The organism is Micromonospora sp. WMMA1947 (assembly GCF_027497355.1).
GTDB lineage: Bacteria > Actinomycetota > Actinomycetes > Mycobacteriales > Micromonosporaceae > Micromonospora.
On record NZ_CP114909.1, the window covers coordinates 4,809,357 to 4,829,177 of the forward strand.

Below are 19,821 nucleotides of genomic sequence, written 5' to 3' on the forward strand. Positions count from 1 at the left end.
TGGGTCAGCGTCGCAGGTCCACGTCGGCGGCCACCCCGGAGACCGGGTCCATGCAGTGCACGGTCGGGCCCGGACGCAACCGGGCGTCCGAGGCGTACCGCCGGGTCAGCTCCCGCCCGGCGGCGGCGTCGCCGCGGTCGGCGGCCACCAGCAGCGCGGCGACCTCGTCGACGAGGGTGAGGTCGGCGCCGGTCAGGTCCTCGGTCATCGCCCCGAACCCGTCCCAGAGCAGCACCTCGTCCTTGTGCCGGTGGGCCAGCTCGAGCAGCACGTAGTCGTGGATGAGCCAGTCGCCCCGGATCGGCAGCGACGGGTCGACGCCGTAGGTGTCCGGGTCGATCCGGCCCGCCCGGTACGCCAGCCACACCCGGGCCGCCGACTCGAAGTGCCCCGCCTCCGGGTCGATGTCGTAGCCGTCGAACGGCCGGTCGGCGGCCGGGTCGAGCTCCGGGTCGGACCAGACCCAGCGCTCTCCGTTCCACCACTCCGCCAGCACGTGGTCGTGGTGCCAGTCCGGGGCGAAGTAGCTCACGAACCCGACCCGGCTGCGCGCCGGGATCCCGTGCCCGCGCAGCGCCGCGACGGTGAACAGTGTGTGGTCCCGGCAGCAGCCGGCGACCCGCTCGGCGGCCGGGCGCTCGGCGGTCAGCGGCAGCGGGAACCGGGACTGGTCGGTGTCGAGGATGCGGTCCAGCCAGCGCAGGTTCACCTCGGCCCGGCGGACGTCCGGCAGCTCCACACCACCGGCGCGGTAGTGGACGATCACGTTGCGGGCGGTCGCCGCGACGGTGGGCAGGTCGGCCGGAACGGCGCCGAGCAGCGCCGCGTGGTGGCGGGGATCGCTGTACGGGGAGTGGGTCCGGTAGTCGTCGACGTCCATCCGGTCATTGTCGGCGCCGGACGCGGCCGGCGGGTGCCCGCTCGGCGGACAATGTCGCGTACCCGAACGCCAGGTCCGATCACCGCCAGCGCCGCGGTGCGGACCGCGCCAGGCTGGAACCGTGACGACCACCCGTACCGCGTACCGGATCCGCCCGCTGCCCGCCGGGACGCTCGCCGAGCTGCGCCGCACCGGCCGCGATGCCACCGGGCAGCCACCCGAGCACCGGCGCGCCACCGGCGGCGAGCCGCTGCGCTGCTGCCTGCGCGACGCCCGGCCGGACGAGGCGCTGCTGCTGTTCGGGTACGCCCCGCCGCTGCCGCCGGGTCCGTACCGCGAGGTGGGGCCGGTGTTCGCGCACGCCGCCGCCTGCGCCGGGCCGGACGACGTGACGGCGTACCCGTCGCCGTGGCGCGGACGGGAGCAGGTGCTGCGCGCGTACGACAGCCGGGGCCGCATCGTGGGCGGACGGCGACACGACGGCGGCGACCCGGAGGCGGTGATCGCGGAGCTGTTCGCCGACCCGGCGGTGGAGCTGCTGCACAGCCGCAACGTGGTGTACGGCTGCTGGATGTTCGCCGTCGTGCGGAGCTGACCGGGTCCCGGATGGACATCGGCGGACGCCTCTTCTAGCGTCGCTGTCATGCGGAGGACCCTCATCGCCGGCGGGCTCGCGCTGCTCCTGCTCGGCACGGCCTGCGGGGAGAACCGCCGATCCGACCCGCCGGCCGCGGCCGGCTCGCCGACCGCCTCGCGGCAGGACCCGGGGCAGGTCGAACGGACGCTGGCCAGCCTCCGCAAGATCGACGATCTGCCGATGTACGAGATGACGTACGACGGCGACTACGACCCGACCGCCGGGCTGGCCGGGTCGACGCCGCCGAGTCCGTTCGGCTGCTCGCTGTTCGCCGCGCTCGGCGACCGGGACCGGCCGGTGTTCGCCCGCAACTTCGACTGGGAGCCGAACCCCGCGCTGGTGCTGCGCACCGACCCGCCGGACGGGTACGCCTCGATCTCCCTGGTCGACATCTCCTACCTGGGCGTGGCCGCCGACCCGACGGGGGACCGGCGGCTGCTGGACGCGCCGCTGCTGCCGTTCGACGGCATGAACGAGCGGGGTCTCGCGGTCGGGCTGGCCGCCGACGACGGGGCGCGCGCCGAGCCGGTGCCCGGCCTGCCGACTGTGGGTTCGGTGCGCATCCTGCGCCTGGTGCTCGACTCGGCCGCCACCGTGGACGAGGCGGTCGCCGTGTTCAAGCGCTACAACCTCGACTTCGACGGCGGGCCGCCGCTGCACTACCTGCTGGCCGACGCGACCGGCGCGTCAGCGGTGGTGGAGTTCGTCGACGGCAAGCTGACAGTGGACCGGCGCAGCGGCCCGTGGCAGGCGCTCACGAACGTGCCGGCGGCGGGCGTGCCGGACCGGGAACTGCGCCAGGACCGCCGGTACGGGGTGCTGGCGAAGGAACTGGACCGCACCGGTGGGGTGGTCGACACGGCCGGGGCGCTGCGGCTGCTGAACGCGGTACGCCAGTCGCACACCCGCTGGTCGGTGACGTACGGGCTGCGCAGCGGCGAGGTGCGGGTGGTCACGGCCGGCGGCGGCACCCGCGACTACCGGCTGCCGATGACCTGATCCGGCCGCTCCGGCCCAGGTCGTCGCCGCTGATCACGAGGCAGCCCAGCAGGTCGGCGAGCACGGTCCGCTGCACCGGTGTCAGGGTGTTCACGAAGACGGCGGCGTCGACGCCGGCCTCCCGGCACGCCTCGGCGATCTCACGGAGCCTGCCGTGCGTCAGCAGCGTCCGGCGGGAGAACGGCTGGGACATCCGGGCGGCTCCGCCGGGACGCGCGTGCCACCGGTCGGAGACGCCTCGGCGTTGCACGAACCGGCCCACCACCCGGGCGCCGCGTTCCTCGGCCACGACGGCCAGCCGGTCGAGGCGGGCCTCGTAGTCCTTGTCCTTGGCCGGAAAGAGCCCGACGAGCACGACGTCGGCGCCGTCGAGCGGGTCGCGCGCGTACCGCTTCACGCGGACAGGATGGCCCGTGGCGGCCGGTGCGGCCAGGGATTTCCGGGCCCCCGCACGCGCCGGGCCCGGCGTCCCCGCGAGGGGAGCGCCGGGCCCGGGACGGGTCAGCGGGTCACCAGCTCAGGTAGCCCGCCTGGGTCTGCACGTTCAGCTCGGGCACCAGCAGGAACTGCGCCAGCCAGGTACGCGGGTCACGCAGCTCCAGCACGTCCAGTCCCTTCTGGATGTCGCTGGAGTAGATGTGGCCGTTGTACCAGTAGGCCGACCAGGACCCGCCGGTACGCAGCTGCGAGGCGTCCAGCGGCCCGCGCTCCCAGTAGGCGATCTCCTTGGGCTTGCGCGAGTCGGTGAAGTCCCACACCGAGATGCCGCCCTGGTACCAGGCCTGGACCATGATGTCGCGGCCGGGCACCGGGATCAGCGAGCCGTTGTGGGCCACGCAGTTCTCCGTGTCCGCGTTCGCCCGGGGGATCTTGTAGTAGCTGCGGAACTCCAGCTTGCGGGCGTCGCCGCGGCCGGTGATGTCGTAGATGGCGTCGGCGCCGCGGTTCGGGCCGACCGCCTCGTTGCAGGTGGCCGCGCCGCCGCCGCCCAGCTCGTCGGTGAAGACGACCTTGGTGCCGGCGTTGTTGAACGTGGCCGAGTGCCAGAACGCGAAGTTCTCCGCGTCGGTGACCCGCTCGATCACCCGGGGGGCCTCGCGGTTCTTGATGTCCAGCAGGATGCCGTCACCCATGCAGGCGCCCGCCGCCAGGTCCTTCGACGGGTACGCGGTGATGTCGTGGCAGCCGGTGGTGGCCGACGACTGGCCCGGTACGCCCGGGTAGCCGCCGTCCGGGAAGAGGTTCGGCGTGGCGACCACGGAGGCCGTGGTGGGGTTCTTCACCGGCACCTTGACGATGGAGATGGAGTCGTGGGGCGGCTGGCAGTCCGGGAACTCGGCACGCGGGCTGTACGAGGAGACGTACAGGTAGACGTTCCGCTTGTCCTTGCCGGGCACCAGGGTGTGGGTGTGCGAACCGCACGCCGTCTCCACCGACTTGATGTAGCGCGGGTTGCGCTTGTCCCGGATGTCGAAGATCTTGATGCCCTCCCAGGACTCCTTCACCGACGCCGGCTGGGCGGTGCTGGCGCAGGAGTCGTCGTTGCGGGAGGAGTCGGTCGACAGGAACAGCAGGTTCCCGTGGACGGAGATGTCGTTCTGCGAGCCGGGGCAGAGCACCTGGGACACGATCGTCGGGCGGTCGGGGCGGGAGACGTCGTAGACCACGAACCCGTCGTAGTTGCCGACGAACGCGTACCGCCCCTGGAAGGCGATGTCGGTGCCGAAGGCGGCCGAGGTGTCGAACGGCGCCTGCTTCGGCAGGTTCGCCACCTGACGCAGGTTGGGGCTGCTGGAGATCTCGTCGACACCGGGGACGGCGCTGTCCACGGTGGCGGGCGCGGTCTGGGCGCGCGGGATCTCCTGGGCGCTGCTCGGCGGCGCGGCGACCACGCCGGCGAGCAGCAGGCCGGCGGCGGCGAGGCTGATGATGCGGGTGCGGGACGTGCGGATGCTGATCACCGGCAACACCCTTCGAAAGGGGATGATGATTCGCCAAACCTTACCTATTGGAGACCGTCATCAATGTGACCTGGGTCACACTTGGGAACTTTCGTCTATGGATAGGATCGCTGTCACCTTGACCGGAGGAGGCGTCGTATGACCAGCCGGCAGGCACGCGTGTGGGTCGGCGTCACAGCGCTCGCGACGCTCCTGGTGATCGGCGGGCTGGCGCTCGCCGGGCGCGACGACACCCGGACCGAGGCGGCGGGCGACGCCGCGACCGGCGCGCCGAGCCCGAGCGCCACCACCTCGGCGCCGCCGCTGCTGGTCCCGGGCCGCCCGGGGGAGCCGGCCGCGACCGGTGCGCCCGATCAGGTGCGGGGAGCGTCGGCGCCCCGGTTCAACAGCCTCGACGTCTGGTACGTCCGGATGATGATCCCGCACCACGAGCAGGCCCTGGAGATGGCGACGCTCGCCCCCGACCGGGCCGCCGACCCCCGCATCCGCGCCGTGGCCGAGCGGATCCGCGCCGCCCAGGGGCCGGAGGTCGGCCTGCTGCGCGCCTGGCTCAGCACCCGCGACCTGCCCGCCGACGTGCCGGGGCACGACCACGGCAGCATGCGCGGGATGCAGTCCGCCGAGGCGATGCGGCAGCTCGCGGACGCGAAGGGCGTGGCGTTCGACCGGATGTTCGTGCGGATGATGACAGACCACCACCAGGGCGCGATCGTGATGTCCACCGACCTGCTGAAGGTCGGCGCCGACCAGGCCATGCAGGAGTTCGCCACCGGGGTGGCAGTGGAACAGTCCACCGAGATCACCCGCATGCGTGCCCTCCTGCCCTCCTGACCCAACCCGCCCCCCTCGGGCGATCATGAGGTTGGCGGGGACAAATCGGACGGCGACGCCCGTCAACCTCATGATCACCGCGCGCTGCTCGGCCTGGCGTGGTGGCCCGCATCGGCGGCGACTTCACGCTGGTGCTGCCGTGGGCGCGGATCGGGCTGATCGTCGCGGTGGCGGTGGTGGCGGCGCTGCTCGCCTCGGTCCTGCCGGCCCGCCGCGCGCTGTCCCGGCCGGTGGTGGCGTCGCTCGGCGCGGACTGAGCACGCCCGGACACAGCCGAGCCGGCTCCGCCGTGGGCGGGGCCGGCTCGCGCGTGCCGTGGATCAGGGCTGGGTGGCCGGCTGCCCGCCGGTGTCACCGCCGCCGGTGCCGGTGCCGGGGTCGGCGGTGGTCGGGTCCGGCGCCGGCGCCGTGGTGGGCGCCGTCGTCGTCGGCGCGCTGGACGGCGTGCTGCTCGGCTCGTCCGTCGGGGCCGGCGCGTCCGACACGCTCGGCTGGGCCGACGGGGTCGGTGAGGTGCTCGGCGTCACCGAGGGCGTCGCCGACGGCCGCTCGCCCGGACCGACCGGACGGTAGGTGTACTCGTCGCTTGCCGACGGCTCCTCGACGACCGGCTCCGCAGCCGGGTCGCTCGGCGCCACCGCGGGCGCCGTCGAGTCGATCTTCGTGGCCGGTTCGGCCGTGTCGTTCGCGGCGGCCACCAGCGCGCCCAGCGCACCCATCGCCACCAGCACCGCGCCCAGCGCCCCGACCAGCGTGCCGCGCCGGCCCCGCCGCCGCGACGTCGCCACCGCGGCGCCCGGCCGCACCGCCGGCTGGTCGTCCCGGGACCGCGCCGAACCCGCCGCGCCGCGCAGCGCCGCCGTCGCGGTTGGGGAGTCGGCCCGCGCGGCCCGCGCCGCGTCGGCCATCGCCGCGGCGCTCGGGTAGCGGTCGGCCGGGTCCTTGGCCAGCGCGCGCGACACCAGCTCCCGCACCGACGCCGGGATCTCCGCCGGCAGCTCCGGCGGCTCGTCGTCGAGATGGCGTACGGCCACCTGCAGCGGGTTGTCGCCGGTGAACGGCGGGCTGCCGGTGAGGCAGCAGTACGCGACGGCGCCGAGCGCGTACACGTCGGTGGCACCCGAGACGGGCCGGCCGGCGGCCTGCTCCGGCGCCATGTAGAGGGCGGTGCCGGGCACCGCGTTCGTGCTGGTGATGCTCGTGACGTTCGTCGACCGGGCCACCCCGAAGTCGACCAGGACCACGGTGCCGTCGTCCTGCACGAGGAGGTTGCTCGGCTTCACGTCGCGGTGCACGATGCCGCGGCCGTGCGCCGCGTGCAGCGCCTGCGCCACCTGGGCCACGATCGACATGGTCTCGGCGACCTCGAGCTGCCCGGCGGTCTCGATCCGCCGCGACAGCGGCTCACCGGCGACGAACTCCATCACCAGGTAGTCGGCCCGGCCGCCGCTGGGCAGGTCGTCCTCACCGCAGTCGAAGACCTGGACCACGCCGGGGTGGCGCAGGGAGGCCATGATCCGGGCCTCGGAACGGAACCGGGCGATGAAGTCGGGGTCGGACACCAGGGCGGGAAGCAGCACCTTCACCGCGACCGGGCGACCGAGGACAAGGTCTGTGGCACGCCAGACGTCGCCCATGCCGCCGGTGGCGACACGGTCATCAAGGCGGTACCGACCGCTGAGTACGACGTCTGAGGACAGCACCCCCATACCGTACCCACAGCAGGCGCGAAGTATTTCCCGCGATATCGGCGGCCGGCTCGGCCGGGCCGTTCGGCCGGGTGTCCGGCAGCCGGGACGCCGATCGGCTGATCGTGATCGACCCGGTACGATCGGCCAGAAACCGACGCGCTCCCGCGCTCGCGGCCCGCCGCGCCGACGGGGACCCGATCCGGGGCAGCGTCGCGCGGTCCGTGGGCGTTACCCCGACACGCCGGTGACTCAGCTAGACATTTCTCTCTGTTTTTCCGCCCCTCGGTGACTTGCCGCCCGCACCCGGCCCGTCCGGCGTCGGCCCGACTCCCGGCCGCACCCGGACGCCGGTACGGTATGTCCCGCCGACGCCCGTGCCGCGCGGCGACGTCCAAGGCGCACCGCACCCTCGTGCGCGTGCCTGATCAGCTCACCGGGAGGCCGAGTGCGGATGGCGGTGTGGCCACTGGCACCCGTTGACGCCCGGCGCCGGGCGGTCATCCGGGTGGGGCGGCGCGCGTGACGGCCGAACTCAACGAGGCGGTCATCGCGGCGCAGGCGGGGGACGAGGAGGCGTTCCGGTTCCTCTACCGCAGCCTGCAACCCGCGCTGCTGCGCTACCTGACCGCCCTCGTCGGCGCCGACGCCGAGGATGTGGCCTCGGAGGCGTGGCTCCAGATCTCCCGCGACCTGCCGTCGTTCACCGGCGGCGAGTTCCGTGCCTGGGCGGTCACCATCGCCCGCAACCGGGCCATGGACCACCTGCGCCGGCAGCGTCGGCGTCCCTCCGTGCCGGTGCCCGTGCAGGCCCTCAACGACCTGGCCGCCGACGTCGACACCGCCGACCGGGCCGGTGAGGCCATCGCCACCGAGAGCGCGCTGGCGCTGATCCGGACGCTGCCGCCGGCCGAGGCCGAGGCGGTGATGCTGCGGGCCGTCATCGGCCTGGACGCGGAGACCGCCGGGCGGGTGCTGGGCCGGCGGGCCGGCGCGGTGCGCACCGCCGCGCACCGGGGCCTGCGCCGGCTCGCCGCGATGCTCGAGCGTTCGGCGGCGCAGGCCGCGTCGGACGACACCCGGGACGCCGTGGCGCCCCGTCCCCGTACCGACCGCCAGGTGCCGCACGCGCCCGAGGCCGAGCCGGCGGAGGGCTGACGTGAGGGGAGACGACGGCATGCACGCTCGCCGGTCCGGCGGGCCCGCCGACCGGGCGGAATCCGACCGCCTGCTCGACGCCGCGCGCGCCGGTACGCCGCCGGGGGCCGACGCTGATCCGCTGACCCGGCTGCTCTCGGCCGCCGCCGGGCCGGCCGCCCCGGGCGAGGTCGCCGGGGAGGAACGTGCGCTCGCCGCGTTCCGGGCGGCCCACGCGGCGCGAGGAACGCAGCCGGTGCCCGCGGCGGTGGCCGCACCGCGCTCGCGGCGGCGCCTGCGCATCGCCGCCGCGTTGTCCGGGCTCGCCGCCACCGCTGTCGCCGGGGTGGCGTTCGCGGCGGTGCACCTGGACCGCGAGCCGGAGCCGGTGGGCCCGCCCGGGACGACGGCCGGGCCCAGCGGCACCGGCCCGACCGGCACGGGCCCGGCCGTCACCGGGCCGTCGCGGGCGGCGCCGAGCACCCCGGCCGGTGACGCGTCCGGTGCGGCGTCGCCACCGGCTCCGTCGCCGACGCCGGTGCCGTCCGGAACGCCGAGCGCCGCGGACCGGAAACCCGCGCCCTCGCCCGGCGGGCCGCAGGTGGCCGGCCACTGCCGTGCCTACCTGGCCAAGTCGGAGCGGCAGCGGGAGAAGGCGCTCACCAAGCCGGGCTACGCCGACCTGGTGGCTGCCGCCGGCGGCCCCGAGCAGGTGGAGAGCTATTGCCGGAACCTCCTGGGCGCGCCGGCGGACGACCCGGCCGAGACGCCGGAGCCCGCGCACCCGGGTCCGGCAGCGGACGACTGAGCCGCCGCGGCGCAATCAGATTCCGGACAAAAATTCATCTCTCCGGGCAAGCGGATCTCGTCTGCTAGACAGAGGATGGTGGGACGGCGCCCCGTGCCGTCCCGGCCGGGCGTCGCGACGACGTTGTCGCCCATCGCCGAGGAGGAGCCGTCCCATGGTGATGTCGCCGGACCTGGACCGGGCAGTCGTCCTGGGGGACGAGGAGGCGGCCCGGGGCCACCTCGCCCGGATCTGCTTCAAGACCGGGCCACCCGCACTCGTCGGCGTCGAACTGGAATGGACCGTGCACGACGCCGCGGACCCGGCCCGGCCGGTCGACCGCGAGCGACTACGCGAGGCGCTGGGGCGGCACAGCCCGGTGACCCTCGACCCCACCAGCCCGGCCGACGAGCTCCGGCACGGCGGCGCCGTGACCGTGGAGCCCGGCGGGCAGGTGGAGATCTCCGCGATGCCGCGATCGACTGTCGGCGCGCTCATCCTGGCCACCGAGGCCGACGTCGCCGAGCTGCGGGCCCGGCTGGACGCCGCCGGCCTGGTGCTCGGCCGCAGCGGGATGGACCCCTGGCGTCTGCCCCGGCCCGTCGTGGAGACTCCCCGCTACCGGGCCATGCGCTGCGCCTTCGACCGGCGTGGCCCGGCCGGACGGGCGATGATGTACAGCACCGCCGGTCTTCAGGTCTGCCTGGACGCGGGCGAGCCGGAGCACCTGACCCAGCGCTGGGCGGCCGCGCACGCCGTCGGCCCGCCGCTGCTCGCCGCCTTCGCCACCGCCGACCGGCACGCCGGCCGCCGGACCGGCTGGGCCTCCGCCCGGATGGCCACCTGGCTCGCCATCGACCCGGCCCGTACCGGTCCGGTCTGGTCGCCCGAGCGGGCCGACGAGGATCCGGTGACGGCCTGGACCGGGTACGCCCTGGCCGCGCCGCTGCTGTGCGTCCGCGGCGACGGCCCGGACTGGACCGCGCCGCCCGGTGTCACGTTCGCCGACTGGCTGGCCGGGGCACTGCCCCGCCCGCCCACCACCGACGACCTGGAGTACCACCTCAGCACGCTGTTCCCGCCGGTACGCCCACGCGGCTACCTGGAGCTGCGCTACCTGGACACCCAGCCCGGCCCGGAGTGGACGGTGCCGCTGGCGGTGCTGGCGGCGCTGTTCGCCGACCCGGCCACCACCCGGGACGCGCTGGCGGCGGCCGCCCCGGTCGCCGACGGATGGCGCGCGGCGGCCCGGTGCGGGCTGGCCGAGCGTCCGCTGGCGACCGCCGCGGCGGCGCTGTTCGACCTGGCGCTGACCGCCCTGCCCCGGCTCGACCTGCCGGCCGGCATCCACGACGAGACCCACCGAGCGATCCGGCGGCACCGCGCCGCCGCGGAGAGGGGACACCGGTGACCACCACCGAGCGACTACGCGACCGGATCGCCGCGGAGCTGGAACGGACCCGGGCCCGTACCGTGCTGCTGACCGACGCGGTGGACGACGACGACCTGGTCCGGCAGCACTCCACGCTGATGTCGCCGCTGGTCTGGGACCTGGCGCACGTCGGCAACCAGGAGGAGCTGTGGCTGGTCCGCGACGTCGGCGGCCGTGACCCGGTGCGCCACGACATCGACGACCTCTACGACGCGTTCAAGCAGCCCCGCAAGGACCGCCCGGCGCTGCCGCTGCTGCCGCCGGCGGAGGCCCGCGCCTACGTGCGCACGGTGCGGGACAAGGTGTTCGACCTGCTCGACGGCATCCGCTTCACCGATCGTCCGCTCGTCGCCGACGGGTTCGCGTTCGGCATGATCGTGCAGCACGAGCAGCAGCACGACGAGACCATGCTCGCCACCCACCAGCTGCGCGCCGGCGCCCCGGTGCTCGACGCGCCGCCCCCGCCGGAGCCCCGGGCCCGGGCTGGCGGGGAGGTACGCGTGCCCGCCGGGCCGTTCACCATGGGCACCTCCACCGACCCGTGGGCGCTGGACAACGAGCGCCCGGCCCACACCGTCGACCTGCCCGCGTACGTCATCGACGCCGCGCCGGTGACGAACGGTCAGTACCGGGCGTTCATCGCCGACGGCGGGTACGACGAGCCGCGCTGGTGGAGCGAGGCGGGCTGGCGGCACCGCGTCGAGGCGGACCTGAGCGCGCCGATGCACTGGCGGCGCGACGGGGACGGCTGGGCGTACCGCCGGTTCGGCCGCTGGTCGGCGGTCCGCGACGACGAGCCGGTGGTGCACGTCTGCTGGTACGAGGCGCAGGCGTACGCGGCGTGGGCCGGCAAGCGGCTGCCCACCGAGGCGGAGTGGGAGAAGGCGGCCCGCTGGGATCCGGCGACCGGCCGGTCCCGCCGTTACCCGTGGGGCGACGAGGACCCGACCGGCGAGCACGCCAACCTGGGTCAGCGGCACCTGTGGCCGGCGCCGGTGGGCGCGTACCCGGCCGGCGCCTCGCCGCTGGGCGTCCACCAGCTCGTCGGCGACGTGTGGGAGTGGACCTCCTCGCCGTTCCGGGGGCACCCGGGCTTCACCGCGTTCCCGTACCGGGAGTACTCGGAGGTCTTCTTCGGCGACGACTACCGGGTGCTGCGGGGCGGCTCGTTCGGCACCGACCGGTCGGCCTGCCGGGGCACGTTCCGCAACTGGGACTACCCGATCCGGCGGCAGATCTTCAGCGGCTTCCGCTGCGCCCGCGACGCCGGACCGGAGGAGTGAGCCGGCTCGATGTGCCGTCACCTCGCGTACCTCGGTCCACCCGTGCTGCTGTCCAGCCTGCTCTCCGACCCGCCGTACGGGCTGCTGCGCCAGTCGTGGGCGCCGCGTGACATGCGCGGCGGCGGCACGATAAACGCCGACGGCTTCGGCGTCGCCTGGTATCCCGGCGACGGCGATCCGGTCCGCTACCGGCGGGCCCAGCCGATGTGGAGCGACACCACGCTGCCGGAGCTGGCCGCCGTCACGCGGGTGCGGGCGGTCCTGGCCGCGGTCCGCTCCGCCACCGTCGGCATGCCGCTGCACGAGACGGCGGCGGCGCCCTTCGCCGAGGGGCGATGGCTGTTCAGCCACAACGGCGTGGTCCGGGGCTGGCCGGACAGCCTCGTCCCGCTCGCCGCCGGCCTGCCCGTGCGCGACCTGATCACGCTCGACGTGCCGACCGACTCGGCGCTGCTGTGGGCGCTGGTCCGGCACCGGCTGCGCGAGGGCGCGCCGCCGGCGCAGGCGGTGGCGGACACCGTCGCGGCGGTCGCCGCCGCCGCTCCCGGCTCGCGGCTGAACCTGCTGCTCACCGACGGTACGACGGTGGTGGCGAGCACGGCCGGGCACGCGCTGTCGGTGCGCCGCGGCCCGGACTCGGTGCTGCTGGCCTCCGAACCGTTCGACGACGACCCGGCCTGGCGGGCCGTGCCGGACGGCCGGCTCGTGGTGGCGACCACGGGCGGGCTCGAGGTGCGGGAGACGACCGCCGCCTGACGATGCGTACCCACCGCAAGAGAGGACACTCGATGAGCGCGGAGCCGCTGGAGATCCACCTGGAGCAGCAGGACCTCGACCGTGGGTTGCGGGAGGACGTACGGGCCGGGCTGGCCGCGACGCCGAAGTGGCTGCCGCCGAAGTGGTTCTACGACGCCCGGGGCAGCGAGCTGTTCGAGGAGATCACCCGTCTGCCGGAGTACTACCCGACCCGGGCCGAGCGGGCCGTGCTCGCCGCGCACGCCGACGACGTGGCCACCATGACCGGCGCGAAGACGCTGATCGAGCTGGGTTCGGGCTCGTCGGAGAAGACCCGGCTGCTGCTCGACGCGTTCACCCGCCACGGCGACCTGGGCACGTTCGTGCCGCTGGACGTCTCGGTGAGCGCGTTGCGGTCGTCCACCGAGCAGATCGCCGCCGCGTACCCGGGGCTGCGGGTGCGGGGGATCGTCGGTGACTTCACCCGCCACCTGGACCGGTTGCCCACCGGCGGCCGGCGCCTGGTGGCGTTCCTCGGCGGCACGATCGGCAACCTGCTGCCGGCGGAGCGGGCCGAGTTCCTCACCGCGATGCGCGCGGCGCTGGAGACCGGCGACTGGCTGCTGGTCGGGACCGACCTGGTCAAGGATCCGGACGTGATCGTGCCCGCCTACGACGACGCGGCGGGCGTGACCGCCGAGTTCAACCGCAACGTGCTCCGGGTGATCAACCGCGAGCTGGGTGCGGACTTCGACGTCGACGCGTTCCGGCACGTGGCGGTCTGGGATCCCGAGCGGGAGTGGATCGAGATGCGGTTGCGCGCCGAGCACCCGGCCCGGGTGCGGGTCCTGGACACCGACGTGGTGTTCGCCGCCGGCGAGGAGCTGCGCACCGAGGTGTCGGCCAAGTTCCGGCCGGAGGGGATCGCCGCCGAGCTGACCGCCGCCGGGTTCGACAGGCGGGCGTTCTGGACCGACCCGGACGGGCTGTTCGGGGTGAGCCTGGCCCGGGCCGACTGAGGCCCGTCGTGGCCCCGGCCACACCCGGGGACCGGGCCGGCCGGTGATCGGCTAGGCTGGCGGCGCGAAGGGGAGTAGCCCCCAATGTCGTGGTCGACACACTGGTGCGTTCCGCACCCGGCCACGCGGCCCCGGTCTCCGGGGCGGGCGAGACCTTCGACTCAGGCTGTCGCAGCCGGGTCGAGGGCGCCCCCGTTCCTCCTCCCGGCTTGATCGGGAAGGTTCACATGGAGGGTTTCCTCGTCGCGCTGGTGGTCAGCTTCGGCGTCATCTTCGTCGCCGAACTGGGCGACAAGTCCCAACTGATGGCACTGACGTTCGCCACGCGGTTCAAGCCGGTGCCGGTGCTCATCGGCATCACGATCGCCACCGCGATCGTCCACCTGGCCTCGGTGGCCATCGGGTACGGCTTGAACGCCGCCCTGCCCACCGACTGGATCTCGCTCATCGCCGGTGTGGCGTTCCTCGGCTTCGGCGCCTGGACGCTGCGCGGCGACAGGCTGACCGAGGAGGAGAAGCGCAAGGCCGAGCGCGGCGGCCGGTCCGCCGTCATCGCCGTCGGTGTGGCGTTCTTCCTGGCCGAGCTGGGGGACAAGACCATGCTCGCCACCATCACGCTGGCCACCAAGTACGGCTGGTTCGGCACCTGGCTCGGCTCGACGCTCGGCATGGTCGCCGCGGACGCGCTGGCGATCCTGGTGGGCCGGATGCTCGGCCGGCACCTGCCGGAGCGGACCATCCGCTACGGCGCCGCGGTGCTGTTCGCCATCTGCGGCCTCTGGCTGATCTTCGAGGCGGTCGCCGAGCTGACCTGAGCCGAGGGCCGGGGTGCGGCGGGTGGGACCGGCCGGTCCCACCCGCCGCGCCGGCTCAGGCCGGGCCCTCCTGGTAGACGTCGGGGATGCCGTCACCGTCGGCGTCCCGGCTCTCCCGTTCGCTGATCCGCCGGTAGGCCCGGTTGCGGCGGACCAGCACCACCGAGGCGAGCAGGGCGGAGATCAACGAGCCGAGCAGCACGGCCACCTTGACGCCGTCCTCCTCCGGGCTGCCGGCGCCGAACGCCAGCTCGCCGATGAGCAGCGACACGGTGAAGCCGATGCCGGCCAGCAGCGCCAGCCCGAGCAGGTCGGCCCAGGTGATCTCCTCGTCCAGCTCGGCCCGGGTGAACCGGGCGAGCAGGTACGTCGACCCGAACACGCCGATCACCTTGCCGAGCACCAGCCCGGCGGCCACCGCGATCACCACCGGATTGGTCAGCACGCCGCCCACATCCACGCCGACCAGCGTCACCCCGGCGGCGAAGAAGGCGAACACCGGCACGGCCAGGCCGGCGGAGACGGGCCGCCAGCGGTGCTCGAGGCGCTCGGCCAGGCCGGGCGCGCCGTCGCGCCCGCGCAGCACCGGCACGGTGAAGCCGAGCAGTACGCCCGCCACGGTGGCGTGCACACCGGAGGCGTGCACCAGCGTCCAGGCGGCCACCGCCAGCGGGATCAGCGCCCACCACCAGGTCCGCCGGCGCTGCACGAGCAGCCCGAACACGGCGATCGGCAGCAGCGCGCCGAGCAGCGGCAGCGGCTGGAACCCGTCGGTGTAGAACACCGCGATGATGGTGATCGCGAACAGGTCGTCGACCACGGCGAGGGTGAGCAGGAACGCGCGCAGCCCCTGCGGCAGGTGGGAGCTGATCACGGCGAGCACGGCGAGCGCGAAGGCGATGTCGGTGGCGGTGGGGATGGCCCATCCGCGCAGGCCGGCACCGCCGGCGCCGATCGTCACCGCCAGGTAGATCAGCGCGGGGGCGATCATGCCGCCGAGCGCGGCGATCACGGGCAGCGCGGCCCGCCGGGGGTCGCGCAGGTCACCGGCGACGAACTCGCGCTTGAGTTCCAGCCCGACCACGAAGAAGAAGATCGCCAGCAGCCCGTCGGCGGCCCAGGTGCGCAGGTCGAGGTCGAGGTGCAGGCCCGCGCCGCCGGGCCAGGGCACCCAGTGGCTCAGTTCGGCGTACGCGGCGCGCCACGGCGAGTTGGCCCAGATCAGGGCGAGCACCGCGCCGAGCAGCAGCAGGCCGCCACCGACGGTCTCGGTGCGCAGCACGTCGGCCAGGAAGCGGGCCTCCGGCCAGGAGCGGCGGGACAGCAGGCGGGACCGGTGCGGGGTGTGCTGGGGCATGCGGGGTCCGTTCGGGAGCTGGGGTCGGCGGAACCATCGCCGACCAGGCTTCCCGGCACACCTGTGACAACCTTATCGGCCGCCGCGCCCGGCGGCGAACCCAGCCGGCCGACGGGACGCCCTGTCACCTGGGCGGGGCGTCCCGTCGGCCGGTGGGTCAGCGCTGTCCGGGCAGAGCCGGCTGGGACACCCCGGCCGGGTCGCAGAACGCGGCCATCCGCTTGATCAGCTCGTCCGGGTCGGCGTACGGGTCGAGACCGCGGACCTCGTCCGGGTCCAGCTCCGGCACCGGGACATGGGAGATCAGCGGGTGCAGCGGCCGGGTGTCCACCTCGTCGGCGCCGAACAGGTGCTCGTGCAGCTTCTCGCCGGGGCGCAGACCGGTGAAGACGATCTCCACCGGGCGGTCCGCCTCGGCGGCGAGCCGGCGTGCCACGTCGGCGATCCGGACCGGCTCGCCCATGTCGAGCACCAGCGCCTCGCCGCCCCGGCCGATCGTCGCGGCCTGGAGCACCAGGTGCACCGCCTCCTGGACGGTCATGAAGTAGCGGGTCACGTCGGGGTGGGTGACGGTGATCGGCACCCCGGCGCGGATCTGCGCCTGGAACGCGGTGAGCACCGAGCCGCGGCTGCTGAGCACGTTGCCGAACCGGACGCTGAGGTAACGGCCGGCGAGCCGCTGCGCGTGGTACGCGGTGAGCCGCTCGGTGATCCGCTTGGAGTAGCCGAGAACGCTCGCCGGGTTGGCCGCCTTGTCGGTGGAGATGTTGACGAACTCGGCGACGTCGCGGCACGCCTCCAGCGCGTTGAGCGTACCCAGGATGTTGGTCTTGAGCGCCTCTCCGGGGTGGCGCTGGAGCAGCGGGAGGTGCTTGAGCGCCGCGGCGTGGAACACCACGTCGGGCTGCCGGTCGGCGATCACCCGGGCGATGCCCTCGGCGTCGCGGATGTCGGCCAGGATCAGCTCCGGCCCGTCCAGCAGCGCGCGCCCGTGCAGGGACATCTGCAGCGCGTGCAGCGCGGACTCGTCCCGGTCGAGCATCATCAGCTCGTCCGGCTCGCAGCGGGCGATCTGCCGGCACAGTTCCGAGCCGATCGATCCACCGGCGCCGGTGACCAGCACCCGTCGCCCGGCCAGCCCGCCGCGCTCCACGCTCAGCTCGGCGACCCGGTGCGCGCGGCCCAGCAGGTCGGTGAGCTGGAGGTCGCGGACGTCGGTGGCGGCCACCGGGCGGTCGAGCACCTCGCGCACCGGCGGCAGGACCTTGAACGCCGCCCCGGCCTCCAGCACGCGGGTGCGGACGTCGCGCAGCAGCTGCGGGTCGGAGCCGCTCATCGAGAAGATGACGGTGCTGGCCCGGGTGGCCCGGACGGCGGCGCCGATCTGCTCCCGGCCGCCGAGCACGCGCAGCCCTTCCAGCCGCAGGCCCCGGCTGTCCGGGGCGTCGTCGAGCAGACCCACCGGGTGGTAGCTGCTCTCCGGGTCCTGGAGCAGCACCCGGACGAGCCGTTCGCTCGCCGCGTCCACCCCGTAGACCAGGCACCGCTCGGCGTGGCCGGCAGCCGGCGGCCGGCGGTCGGCGTGGGCGCGCCAGAGGCCGCGGGCGGTCGCCATCACCACGAGTGCCACCGCGCCGCCGACCAGCGGGGTGCTGGCCGGGACCGGGTGCTGCGTCCACGGCAGGACGACGACGAAGCCGAGGGCCGCGACGAGCGCGACGGTGACGGCCAGCCCCTGCGCGTCACCGGCGCTGCCGATCGGGTACCGGCCGTAGAGCCGGGACCGCAGAAGCGTGAGCGTGGCGTAGAGCGCGGCGCAGGCCAGCGCCAGGCCGAGCGTCGCGGCGCTGGCGGAGGCGGTGAGGTCGAACTCGTACCGCGTCCAGGCCGCGCCGAGAAATCCTCCGCACCACGCGGCCGTGTCCAGCGTTAACAGGGAGGGGGTCGCGGCTCGGTAGGTGATCCGGCCGGGGGTTGGTACGGCTGCGATGGCTTCACGATCCATGGGCTGCCCTCTGTGTCCTATCCGTATTGAAAGGATTAGACCGTCTGTGCCTGTTCGGTCGTTTACTGTCGTCCAGTCACGTAACGTCGTGAATAGGCGATTCGATCCTGGCACGGCGACTGGTGTTTTTAGGGGGCTTTCGTGCAGTTTCATCGGCAGACCGGCGTGTCGCGAGGGGGAGCGTGATGGACGTTCTCGGCTACCTGCGCCTGGTCCGACGCCACTGGTGGATCGTGCTGGTGACGGTGATGCTCGGCCTGGGCACCGCCGCGCTGGTGACGGTCCGGACGGCGCCTCGGTACGAGGCGTCGGTGACGTTCTTCGTCACCACGCCCAGCCAGGGGGTCACCGACGCCTACCAGGGCAGCCTCTTCCTCCAGCAGCGGGTGAAGTCCTACGGTGACCTGCTCACCAGCGACCGGCTGGCGCAGAGCGTGGTCGCCGACGCGCCGCTCGGCCTCACCGCCGACCAGGTGCGCAGCCGGATCCGCACCACCGCCACGACCGGCACGGTCCTGCTCAAGGCGACGATCACCGACACCGACCAGACCCGGGCGCTGAAGACCACCGAGACGCTCGCGGCGAAGTTCACCGAGCTGGTCCGCAAGGTCGAGACGCCGCCGGACGGCAAGGCCCCGCCGATCAAGATCGAGGTGGTCAGCGGCCCCCGTGTCACCTCCAACCCGGTCTCGCCGCAGCCCACCCGCAACCTGGTCCTGGGCGGTCTGCTCGGCCTGCTGCTCGGCGCCGGCCTCGCGGTGCTGCGCGGGGTGGCCGACGTCCGGATGCGCGACGGCGCCGGGCTGCAACGGGTGACCGGCAGCCCGCTGCTCGGCGAGATCCCGTACGAGACCGGCGCGCGTTCGGCGCCGCTGATCGTCGGCGACGCGGCCACCTCGGCCCGCGCGGAGGCGGTCCGCAAGCTGCGTACCAACCTGCGCTTCGTGGACGTGCACGAACCGGCCCGGGTCATCGCGGTCACCAGCGCGTTGCAGGGCGAGGGCAAGACCACGATGGCCTGCAACACCGCCATCGCGCTGGCCGAGGCGGGCTGGCGGGTGCTGCTGATCGACGCCGACCTGCGCCGCCCCAAGGTCGCCGACTACCTCGGGCTCGACGGCGGCGTCGGCCTCACCGACGTGCTCGTCGGCGACGTCCAGGTCGGCGACGTGGTGCAGCGCTGGGGCGAGAAGTCCCTACTGGTGCTGCCCAGCGGCGCCACCCCGCCCAACCCGAGCGAGCTGCTCGGCTCCAAGTCCATGGCGGACCTGCTGGTCGCACTGCGGGACTCGGCGGACATCGTGGTCATCGACACCGCGCCGCTGCTGGCGGTCACCGACGGCGTGGTCGTGGCCGTGCAGGCCGACGGCGCGCTCCTGGTCACCCAGCAGGGGCGTACCTCCCGCAGCCAGGTCGCGGCGGCGGCACACGCGCTCAGCTCGGTCTCGGTGCGCCTGCTCGGCTGCGTGCTCAACATGGCCAAGGTGGCCAAGGCGGACGCCTACCAGTACGAGGCGTACAAGGTGGTCGTGCCGCCCGCGGCGCCCTCCGTGCCGGCCGACCGGGCCGGTGCCCGGCGGGGCGCGAAGAAGGCCGTGGGCGACCGGACGCAGGAACTCACCCGGCTTTCGCGATGAGCGCGAGCACGGGCCGGATCGACCGCTCGATCTCCTCGGCGCAGCGCCGGAAGTCGGCCGGCGAACCCCCGATCGGGTCGCGCAGGTCGTCCGCGTCGGGGGCGGCGGGTTGCAGCCGCCCCCGGGCGCGGACGGCGGCCGACATCGCCGCCCGCAACGGTGTGCCCGCGTCCGCCTCCGCCTCGGCGGGGCGGGCCTCCGCGGCCAGCCGGGCGAACTGCCGCAGCGTGAACGTCCGGGTCAGCGCGGCCGGCGCCAGCGAGGTGCAGGCCGAGCGTTGCCGGCGGGTCGCGGTCAGCACCAGCGCCGCACCGGTCAGGTGCTCCGGGCGCAGCCGGCGGGTGCGGAAGGCCGCCGGGTCCGCGCCGGTGGCCGCGGTCACCTCGACCGCGTACGGGTGCATGACCGCACCGTCGATCGCGTCGGTGCCCGCGCTGGCCACCGCCAGCGGCAGGCCGGCCAGCATCCGGCGGGCGATGAACTCCGCCATCGGTGACCGGCACATGTTCGCGTGGCAGACGAAGAGCACCTCGTCGACCATCTGCACCCCTCTCGTCGGCACGGTCGCGACGAAAGGTGCCGCGACGGCTTTTCTCCGGCGGTCGCGGCCGGACGCAG

At 74.3% G+C, this 19,821-nt stretch carries 19 protein-coding genes; 12 read left to right on the forward strand and 7 right to left on the reverse strand.

All coding sequences use genetic code 11. From position 1 onward, the window contains the following. Positions 1-4: 4 nt before the first annotated feature. The gene (locus O7604_RS22655) at positions 5-880 is read right to left on the reverse strand and encodes a transglutaminase domain-containing protein (RefSeq protein ID WP_269705770.1); all 876 of its coding nucleotides are present in this window, start codon (positions 878-880) and stop codon (positions 5-7) included. A gap of 121 nt (positions 881-1,001) precedes the next feature. On the opposite strand from O7604_RS22655, the gene O7604_RS22660 reads away from it, so the two are divergent. Both O7604_RS22660 and O7604_RS22665 read left to right on the forward strand, forming a co-directional pair. Then, positions 1,002-1,475, forward strand: coding sequence for a DUF1203 domain-containing protein (locus tag O7604_RS22660; RefSeq protein WP_281577691.1), 474 nt, complete (start codon positions 1,002-1,004; stop codon positions 1,473-1,475). Positions 1,476-1,523: 48 nt separating this feature from the next. Then, on the forward strand, positions 1,524-2,516 hold the full coding sequence (locus O7604_RS22665) for a carcinine hydrolase/isopenicillin-N N-acyltransferase family protein (protein ID WP_281577692.1): 993 nt from the start codon (positions 1,524-1,526) through the stop codon (positions 2,514-2,516). Here O7604_RS22665 and O7604_RS22670 read toward each other — a convergent pair. Both O7604_RS22670 and O7604_RS22675 read right to left on the reverse strand, forming a co-directional pair. Next, on the reverse strand, positions 2,470-2,913 hold the full coding sequence (locus tag O7604_RS22670) for a hypothetical protein (RefSeq protein ID WP_281577693.1): 444 nt from the start codon (positions 2,911-2,913) through the stop codon (positions 2,470-2,472). The genes O7604_RS22665 and O7604_RS22670 overlap by 47 nt on opposite strands. 112 nt (positions 2,914-3,025) lie before the next feature. Beyond that, the gene (locus tag O7604_RS22675; protein ID WP_269705773.1) at positions 3,026-4,477 is read right to left on the reverse strand and encodes a hypothetical protein; all 1,452 of its coding nucleotides are present in this window, start codon (positions 4,475-4,477) and stop codon (positions 3,026-3,028) included. 138 nt (positions 4,478-4,615) lie between these two features. On the opposite strand from O7604_RS22675, the gene O7604_RS22680 reads away from it, so the two are divergent. Together O7604_RS22680 and O7604_RS22685 are read left to right on the forward strand one after the other, a co-directional pair. Continuing rightward, on the forward strand, positions 4,616-5,308 hold the full coding sequence (locus tag O7604_RS22680; protein ID WP_281577694.1) for a DUF305 domain-containing protein: 693 nt from the start codon (positions 4,616-4,618) through the stop codon (positions 5,306-5,308). Between the two features lie 101 nt (positions 5,309-5,409). Then, the gene (locus O7604_RS22685; protein ID WP_281577695.1) at positions 5,410-5,565 is read left to right on the forward strand and encodes a hypothetical protein; all 156 of its coding nucleotides are present in this window, start codon (positions 5,410-5,412) and stop codon (positions 5,563-5,565) included. Positions 5,566-5,628: 63 nt separating this feature from the next. Here the strand turns inward: O7604_RS22685 and O7604_RS22690 are convergent, their stop codons facing one another. Then, positions 5,629-7,011, reverse strand: a complete 1,383-nt coding sequence (locus O7604_RS22690) for a serine/threonine-protein kinase (RefSeq protein ID WP_281577696.1) — start codon at positions 7,009-7,011, stop codon at positions 5,629-5,631. Positions 7,012-7,518: 507 nt separating this feature from the next. Between O7604_RS22690 and O7604_RS22695 the strand changes: the two genes are divergently transcribed. The 7 genes from O7604_RS22695 (at position 7,519) to O7604_RS22725 (ending at position 14,204) form a co-directional block, all read left to right on the forward strand. After that, on the forward strand, positions 7,519-8,154 hold the full coding sequence (locus tag O7604_RS22695; RefSeq protein ID WP_281577697.1) for an RNA polymerase sigma factor: 636 nt from the start codon (positions 7,519-7,521) through the stop codon (positions 8,152-8,154). Position 8,155: 1 nt separating this feature from the next. Next, positions 8,156-8,941, forward strand: coding sequence for a hypothetical protein (locus tag O7604_RS22700; RefSeq protein ID WP_281577698.1), 786 nt, complete (start codon positions 8,156-8,158; stop codon positions 8,939-8,941). Between the two features lie 154 nt (positions 8,942-9,095). Next, positions 9,096-10,331, forward strand: coding sequence for an ergothioneine biosynthesis glutamate--cysteine ligase EgtA (gene egtA, locus O7604_RS22705; RefSeq protein ID WP_269705781.1), 1,236 nt, complete (start codon positions 9,096-9,098; stop codon positions 10,329-10,331). Further along, positions 10,328-11,635 carry an ergothioneine biosynthesis protein EgtB gene (egtB, locus tag O7604_RS22710; RefSeq protein WP_281577699.1) on the forward strand — a complete coding sequence of 436 codons (1,308 nt, stop codon included), beginning with the start codon at positions 10,328-10,330 and terminating at the stop codon, positions 11,633-11,635. The genes egtA and egtB overlap by 4 nt, the downstream gene beginning before the upstream one ends. Before the next feature lie 9 nt (positions 11,636-11,644). Beyond that, the gene (gene egtC / locus O7604_RS22715; protein WP_269705785.1) at positions 11,645-12,391 is read left to right on the forward strand and encodes an ergothioneine biosynthesis protein EgtC; all 747 of its coding nucleotides are present in this window, start codon (positions 11,645-11,647) and stop codon (positions 12,389-12,391) included. 32 nt (positions 12,392-12,423) lie between these two features. After that, positions 12,424-13,389, forward strand: a complete 966-nt coding sequence (gene egtD / locus O7604_RS22720; protein ID WP_281577700.1) for an L-histidine N(alpha)-methyltransferase — start codon at positions 12,424-12,426, stop codon at positions 13,387-13,389. Between the two features lie 227 nt (positions 13,390-13,616). Continuing rightward, positions 13,617-14,204 (forward strand): TMEM165/GDT1 family protein, encoded by a 588-nt coding sequence (locus tag O7604_RS22725; protein WP_269705788.1) that lies wholly within the window; start codon positions 13,617-13,619, stop codon positions 14,202-14,204. A gap of 55 nt (positions 14,205-14,259) precedes the next feature. Here O7604_RS22725 and nhaA read toward each other — a convergent pair whose 3' ends face one another. Both nhaA and O7604_RS22735 read right to left on the reverse strand, forming a co-directional pair. Then, a complete protein-coding gene (gene nhaA / locus O7604_RS22730; protein WP_281577701.1) occupies positions 14,260-15,561 on the reverse strand; it encodes a Na+/H+ antiporter NhaA in 1,302 nt (433 codons plus the stop codon). Between the two features lie 157 nt (positions 15,562-15,718). After that, positions 15,719-17,566: a nucleoside-diphosphate sugar epimerase/dehydratase gene (locus O7604_RS22735; protein WP_281577702.1), complete on the reverse strand. Its 1,848-nt coding sequence runs from the start codon at positions 17,564-17,566 to the stop codon at positions 15,719-15,721. Positions 17,567-17,751: 185 nt separating this feature from the next. On the opposite strand from O7604_RS22735, the gene O7604_RS22740 reads away from it, so the two are divergent. Beyond that, entirely contained in the window at positions 17,752-19,203 is a 1,452-nt protein-coding gene (locus O7604_RS22740) for a polysaccharide biosynthesis tyrosine autokinase (protein WP_269705792.1), read from the forward strand. On the opposite strand, the gene O7604_RS22745 is transcribed toward O7604_RS22740, so the two are convergent. Beyond that, entirely contained in the window at positions 19,184-19,765 is a 582-nt protein-coding gene (locus O7604_RS22745) for a low molecular weight phosphatase family protein (protein WP_281577703.1), read from the reverse strand. The genes O7604_RS22740 and O7604_RS22745 overlap by 20 nt on opposite strands. Positions 19,766-19,821 lie beyond the last annotated feature (56 nt).

Bases quoted from the DNA above. Each gene is read 5' to 3' on its own strand.
- nhaA (WP_281577701.1), bottom strand. From the start codon at position 15,561: ATGCCCCAGCACACCCCGCACCGGTCCCGCCTGCTGTCCCGCCGCTCC.
- O7604_RS22725 (WP_269705788.1), top strand. From the start codon at position 13,617: ATGGAGGGTTTCCTCGTCGCGCTGGTGGTCAGCTTCGGCGTCATCTTC.
- O7604_RS22680 (WP_281577694.1), top strand. From the start codon at position 4,616: ATGACCAGCCGGCAGGCACGCGTGTGGGTCGGCGTCACAGCGCTCGCG.
- O7604_RS22655 (WP_269705770.1), bottom strand. From the start codon at position 880: ATGGACGTCGACGACTACCGGACCCACTCCCCGTACAGCGATCCCCGC.
- O7604_RS22735 (WP_281577702.1), bottom strand. From the start codon at position 17,566: ATGGATCGTGAAGCCATCGCAGCCGTACCAACCCCCGGCCGGATCACC.
- egtA (WP_269705781.1), top strand. From the start codon at position 9,096: ATGGTGATGTCGCCGGACCTGGACCGGGCAGTCGTCCTGGGGGACGAG.
- O7604_RS22665 (WP_281577692.1), top strand. From the start codon at position 1,524: ATGCGGAGGACCCTCATCGCCGGCGGGCTCGCGCTGCTCCTGCTCGGC.
- O7604_RS22740 (WP_269705792.1), top strand. From the start codon at position 17,752: ATGGACGTTCTCGGCTACCTGCGCCTGGTCCGACGCCACTGGTGGATC.
- egtD (WP_281577700.1), top strand. From the start codon at position 12,424: ATGAGCGCGGAGCCGCTGGAGATCCACCTGGAGCAGCAGGACCTCGAC.
- egtC (WP_269705785.1), top strand. From the start codon at position 11,645: ATGTGCCGTCACCTCGCGTACCTCGGTCCACCCGTGCTGCTGTCCAGC.